Annotated in this window: 9 protein-coding genes and 1 tRNA gene; 4 read left to right on the top strand and 6 right to left on the bottom strand. The window is 66.5% G+C overall.

What is annotated here, in order from left to right:
• Window positions 1-19 precede the first annotated feature (19 nt).
• The gene (locus SP6_RS08000; RefSeq protein WP_007403794.1) at window positions 20-634 is read right to left on the bottom strand and encodes a J domain-containing protein; all 615 of its coding nucleotides are present in this window, start codon (window positions 632-634) and stop codon (window positions 20-22) included.
• Between the two features lie 40 nt (window positions 635-674).
• Between SP6_RS08000 and SP6_RS07995 the strand changes: the two genes are divergently transcribed.
• The 4 genes from SP6_RS07995 to SP6_RS07980 are packed head-to-tail and all read left to right on the top strand — an operon-like array spanning window position 675 to window position 3003.
• Complete coding sequence (locus SP6_RS07995; protein WP_037567803.1) at window positions 675-971, top strand: BolA family protein; 297 nt, start codon at window positions 675-677, stop codon at window positions 969-971.
• Window positions 972-975: 4 nt separating this feature from the next.
• The gene (locus SP6_RS07990) at window positions 976-1668 is read left to right on the top strand and encodes a glutathione S-transferase (RefSeq protein WP_007403920.1); all 693 of its coding nucleotides are present in this window, start codon (window positions 976-978) and stop codon (window positions 1666-1668) included.
• Window positions 1665-2111, top strand: coding sequence for an NUDIX hydrolase (locus SP6_RS07985; protein WP_007403821.1), 447 nt, complete (start codon window positions 1665-1667; stop codon window positions 2109-2111). Before SP6_RS07990 ends, SP6_RS07985 begins: the two co-directional genes overlap by 4 nt.
• Window positions 2104-3003: a pirin family protein gene (locus tag SP6_RS07980; protein ID WP_007403817.1), complete on the top strand. Its 900-nt coding sequence runs from the start codon at window positions 2104-2106 to the stop codon at window positions 3001-3003. Before SP6_RS07985 ends, SP6_RS07980 begins: the two co-directional genes overlap by 8 nt.
• Window positions 3004-3158: 155 nt before the next feature.
• Here SP6_RS07980 and SP6_RS07975 read toward each other — a convergent pair.
• The 5 genes from SP6_RS07975 to infA form a co-directional block, all read right to left on the bottom strand.
• Window positions 3159-3234: transfer RNA gene (locus tag SP6_RS07975), tRNA-Phe, on the bottom strand.
• A gap of 31 nt (window positions 3235-3265) precedes the next feature.
• Window positions 3266-3433 carry a DNA gyrase inhibitor YacG gene (locus SP6_RS20340; RefSeq protein WP_007403818.1) on the bottom strand — a complete coding sequence of 56 codons (168 nt, stop codon included), beginning with the start codon at window positions 3431-3433 and terminating at the stop codon, window positions 3266-3268.
• Window positions 3430-4383, bottom strand: a complete 954-nt coding sequence (locus SP6_RS07970; protein WP_007403780.1) for a hypothetical protein — start codon at window positions 4381-4383, stop codon at window positions 3430-3432. The genes SP6_RS20340 and SP6_RS07970 overlap by 4 nt, the downstream gene beginning before the upstream one ends.
• Entirely contained in the window at window positions 4376-4945 is a 570-nt protein-coding gene (locus tag SP6_RS07965; protein ID WP_007403761.1) for a Maf family protein, read from the bottom strand. Before SP6_RS07965 ends, SP6_RS07970 begins: the two co-directional genes overlap by 8 nt.
• Before the next feature lie 14 nt (window positions 4946-4959).
• Window positions 4960-5178, bottom strand: a complete 219-nt coding sequence (gene infA / locus SP6_RS07960) for a translation initiation factor IF-1 (RefSeq protein WP_007403889.1) — start codon at window positions 5176-5178, stop codon at window positions 4960-4962.
• Window positions 5179-5311 lie beyond the last annotated feature (133 nt).

Here is a 5311-nt window from a genome sequence, read left to right as displayed (position 1 = left end):
ACAGGGGAGGAACAGGGAATCACGCGAAGGCCGGGGCTTGGCGGAGTTGCTGATAGGCCGCGATCACCTTTTGCAGCCGCCCTTCATGGCTGCGGTCCCCGCCATTGCGGTCGGGATGATAGCGTCGGACCAACTCGCTATAGCGCCGCCGCAGCGCACTGCGGTCGGCATCTGCCTCCAGCCCCAGTATCTTCAGGCTTTCGCGATCCTGCCCCGATAGCGGCTTGCCGTCGTTGCGCTCGGGCGCGGCCTCGCGGCGATAGCGCGCGGCGATGGCATCGAGCGGATCGGAGAAATCGGCCCAACGCGGCCCCGGATCGGTGCCCCCTTGCGCGAAGGCGCGGGTTTCGCGCTCCCAGCCCGCATAGGGGCGTTGCGCGCGGTGGATCTCGTCCGCGCTCATGCCTTCGAAGAAATTATAGCGGCTGTTGAACGCGCGGACATGCTCCAGGCAAAACCAGCGGAACTGTCCCGGCCCGTCGCCGCTGCGTGTGCCTTCCGCCGGCGGCGCGCGGAACTCGCCCGCTTCGTCGCAACCGGCGTGATCGCACGCGCGGCCGGTATTTTCGACCCGGCCGTGAAACCGTGAACCGGGTTTGTCCTTGGGGGTATCGCTGCTCGACCGACGCGCCACTGCTATCCGCTTGTCCCGAAAAACCGTCTATATAGGGGCCATGACCGATATCACCACCGCTCCCCCCGGCCTTACTATCGCCGATCAGATCACCGCCCGTTTGACCGAGGCGTTGGCCCCCACCCATCTGGAAGTCGTCAACGAAAGTGCGATGCATCGCGGCCATCTGGGCGATGACGGCACGGGCGAGAGCCATTTTCGCGTGATCGTCGAATCGCCCGCTTTTGCCGGCCAGTCGCGCGTCGCGCGTCAGCGCCTGGTGAACCGCGCGCTCGCCGATCTGTTGTCGGAGCGCATCCATGCGCTGGCGATCAGCGCGAAAGCCCCCGGAGAATAAGCATATGCCCTATGACCTGTGGTACTGGCCCGGCCTGCCGGGACGCGGCGAGTTCGTCCGGCTGACGCTGGAGGCCGCGGGTCTGCCCTATCGCGACCGTGGCGTGGAAGGGGGCGCCGAGGCGCTGCTCGCCAATATGGAAAAGGGTGATCGCCGCCCTTTCGCGCCGCCTTACTTGCGCGTCGAGGGACAGGCGATCGCGCAGGTCGCCAACATCCTCCACTGGTTGACCGAGCGGCATGATCTCGCGCCGCACGCGGATCGGGTGTGGCTTCACCAGCTGCAACTGACGATCAGCGACATGGTGGCGGAGGTTCATAACGTGCACCATCCGGTCGCGATGATGGCCTATTATCACGAACAGAAGCCGGAGGCGGCCCGCGCCGCCGCGCAGTTCCGTGAAGATCGCATCCCCAAATTCCTCGGCTATTTCGAGGAGGCGCTGGCGAATCGCGACTGGATGGCGGGCGGGCGCTGGTCGCCGGTCGACACCTCGCTATTCCAGATGGTCGCGGGGCTACGCTACATGTTCCCGAAGCGGATGGCAGCGATCGAGGGCGATTATCCCGCGCTGATCGCTCTGCATGACCGCGTTACGAGTCTGCCCGGCATCGCGGCCTATCTGGACAGCGACCGGCGACAGCCCTTCAATGAAGACGGAATTTTCCGCCATTATCCGGAGCTTGATGCCGCATGATTCGCCTGCCCCGTCCCGCCGCACGCATCCTGCTGGTCGATGCGAGTGGGCGGACGCTGATGTTCCGCTTCACCCCCGATGATCGCCCGCCCTTCTGGTGCACGCCCGGCGGCGCGGTCGATCCGGGCGAGAGCTATGAGGAGGCCGCGCGCCGCGAATTGCGGGAGGAAACCGGACTCGACCGCGATTGCGGGCAGCAGGTCGCCCGGCGGCAGGTCGAGTTCCGCACCATCGAGGGCGTCGAGGTCGATGCGGATGAGCGCTATTTCCGTGTCGATGTCGATGCGCATGAGGTGAACGGCGCGGGCCATACCGTCCTTGAGCAGCGCGTGATGCAGAGCTGGCGCTGGTTCAGCCGCGAAGAACTCCTTGCCCATAGCGAGCCCTATTTCCCGACCGACCTGATCGCGTTGCTCGACGCCACGGAGCCGACCCATGTTTGACGATTTCCTGCTGCGGACCCTACAACCTTCCAGTCATGATCTGGGCGGGTTCAAGGTGCATCGGACGCTGCCCAACAAGGAGCGGACGATGGTCGGCCCCTTCATATTCTTCGACCAGATGGGTCCGGCGCAGCTCCTGCCCGGATCCGGGATCGATGTGCGCCCGCATCCGCATATCAACCTGTCGACCGTCACCTATTTGTTCGATGGTGCGATCGGGCACCGCGATTCGCTGGGCAGCGATCTGGTGATCGAGCCGGGCGCGGTGAATTTGATGACCGCCGGCCATGGGATCGTCCATTCCGAACGCTCACCCAGCGAGGCCCGACCGCAAGGGCCCGTGCTGTCGGGCATCCAGACCTGGCTGGCGCTTCCCGAAGCGCAGGAGGAAATCGACCCGGCGTTCGAGCATGTCCCCGCCGAGGCGCTGCCAGTGATCGAGGGGCAGGGCGCGACCGCGCGAGTCATCATGGGGGAGTTGTGGGGACAGAGTGCGCCGACGACGACCTATGCCGGCACCATCTATGCCGACATCGCGCTGGAGCCGGGCGGGAGCGTGCCCGTGGATGCGAGCGCCGAGGAACGCGCCGTCTATTGCGCGCTGGGCGAGGCCAGCCTGGAGGGCATGCCACTGGAGCCGCAGCGGCTCTATATCCTGAAGCCGGGGATCGCGACGACCTTGCGGTCGGAGCGCGGTGGCCGGGTGATGCTGTGCGGGGGCGACGCGTTCACCACGCCGCGGCATGTGTGGTGGAATTTCGTCTCTTCCCGTCGCGAACGGATCGAGGAGGCCAAGCGGGCGTGGAAAGCGCGCGAGTTTCCGACCGTGCCAGGGGATGATCTGGAGCGGATCGAGATTCCGGAGATTCCGAAGACCGTCAGCTATCCGTGAGGGGGCTGGGCGTGGCCTTCGACTTCGCTCAGGCTGAACGGAGTGAGGGGCCCAGGCCCGATATCCCAACAGCCGTTCAGCCTGAGCGAAGTCGAAGGCCACGGGAAAGCGCTCCGCCAAATCAGCGAACCACTACACCACCGATGTCAGAAAAATGGTGCCCAAGGGCGGGATCGAACCACCGACACTGCGATTTTCAGTCGCATGCTCTACCAACTGAGCTACTTGGGCCCACACCGCGATTGCGATTGGAGGCGTGCCTTTAGGGGTGGTTTTCGCCGCTGTCCAGCCCTTCTTCGTCACTTTCTTTGACGGGAATGCGATAACCCTCGCCCAGCCATTGCAGCAGGTCGCGATCCTTGCACCCGCGCGAGCAGAAGGGGGCATGCTCGGGCGCGCTGGGTTTGTCGCAGATGGGGCAGGTGGTCATGATGCTCGTTCCAGTTGCAGCGGGCGACCGGTGCGGCGCGCGATCGCGTCGCGCCATTCGGGGGTCGCCATCAATCGATCATATAGGGGGCCGGGCAACCGATGCACGGGCGCGGGGCCCGGTGGTTCGCGCTCCCATTGCCGCAGCAGCGCACGGGCGCGGGCACCGATGGGATCGATGCCGAGCCGCTCGGGGATCGAGGCGCGCGGGCGCGGGCGCACGATCTGAAGGAAGCCGAAGCCATTGACCGCCGTCCGCTCGAAGGGGAGGGGAAGGGTCGCGTCCAGTGCCTCCGCCACCGCCTGGCGCGGGGCTTTGCCTTCCAGCGTCGGGAAGTCGATGCCGATCGATCCGCCGATGCCATGGCGCAGGATCGCCTGGGCTACCGCGCGCGCGGCGGCGATCGACAGCGGTTCGTGCGGCGGCGATCCGTCCACGTCGAACAGGGTCATCGCGGGCGTGGGCGTCATGCGCAGTACGCCGGGGCCGAAGCCGATCTCCCCCGTCACCGCTTCGTCGAGCAGTTCGGACCAGCCGGCTGCTTCCAGATCGTCCGGTTGATGGGAGAGCAGTTCGCGCACGGGCAGGCCGGTGGCAGTGATGCGGGCGAAGAGATCGGGGCCGGGGGCGGGTGTCGCATCTTCGGGCGCGATCTGGGCTTTTGGGAGCTTTGCGCGACCCCGTTCGGGAATCGCTTCGCGGGTCACGATGACGGTGAGCGCCGACCCTTGCGTCATCCCCTTGGGGACCGGGGCGAGCAGCACGTCGCCCCCTTGCGTCAGCGTCACCCGCCCCTGTCGCCCGGGGAGCAGCTCGACCAGCCGTCCTGTGGCGACCGTGCCGACTGTCAGCGTGTCGGTCAGTTCGATCGCCGCTTCGACGATGCGACCATCCTCGACCCGCGCGGCGCGCGCCTCGCCGATCCCGGCCTCATAGAGCCATTCAGACAAGCGGCAGTCCGGCGGCTTTCAACAGGGCGCGCGTCTCGAACAGCGGCAGGCCGATCACACCCGAATGGCTGCCCTGCAGGAAGCGGACGAACGCCTCGGCGCGACCCTGGATGGCGTAGCCCCCGGCTTTGCCCAACCCCTCGCCGCACGCGATATAGGCGTCGATCTCCTCTTCGGAGAGCGGCTTAAACGCGACGATGGTGTCGGCCAGCCGGGTGCGCGCCTTGCCGACTGCGTCGATAACGCACACCGCCGACAGCGCATGATGCCGCCGCCCGGACAACAGGCGCAGCAGCTTGCGCTGCACGTCCTCGGTTTCGGCAGGGGGCAGGATGCGGCGGCCCAGCGCGATGGTGGTGTCACCCGCGACGACGATCTCTCCTTCGGCACGGGTGACCGCTTGGGCCTTCTCCACCGCCAGCCGCAGCGCATAGACTCGCGGCAGTTCGGCGGGGCGCGGCGCTTCGTCGATATCGGGCGAGGCGGTGCGGTCGGGCACGACTCCCAGCCGCGCCAGCAGATCGCGGCGGCGCGGGGAGGAGGATGCAAGGACGAGCGGCATGTGGGGCCGGTCGCTCACTTGAAGCGGTAGGTGATCCGGCCCTTGGTCAGGTCATACGGCGTCAGCTCGACGAGCACTTCGTCGCCGACCAGCACGCGGATGCGGTTCTTGCGCATCTTGCCCGCCGTGTGCCCCAGGATCTCGTGATCATTCTCGAGCTGGACGCGGAACATCGCGTTGGGGAGGAGTTCCACCACGCGGCCGCGCATCTCGAGCAGTTCTTCCTTGGCCAAAAAATACCTCGGTTCGTCGTGTTATAGGGTATGTCGAAGAGGCGCCGCCATAGCCGCAAAGGCGCCAAAAGGAAAGACGTGGCCTTCCGACCCCGGATATGGGGGGCGAAGGCAACGCCGCAAGACTGGTCGG

This window comes from Sphingomonas paucimobilis NBRC 13935, from assembly GCF_000739895.2.
GTDB lineage: Bacteria > Pseudomonadota > Alphaproteobacteria > Sphingomonadales > Sphingomonadaceae > Sphingomonas > Sphingomonas paucimobilis.
Note: the sequence above shows the minus strand (reverse complement) of the source record. Positions and strands in the feature narration are given on the sequence as shown.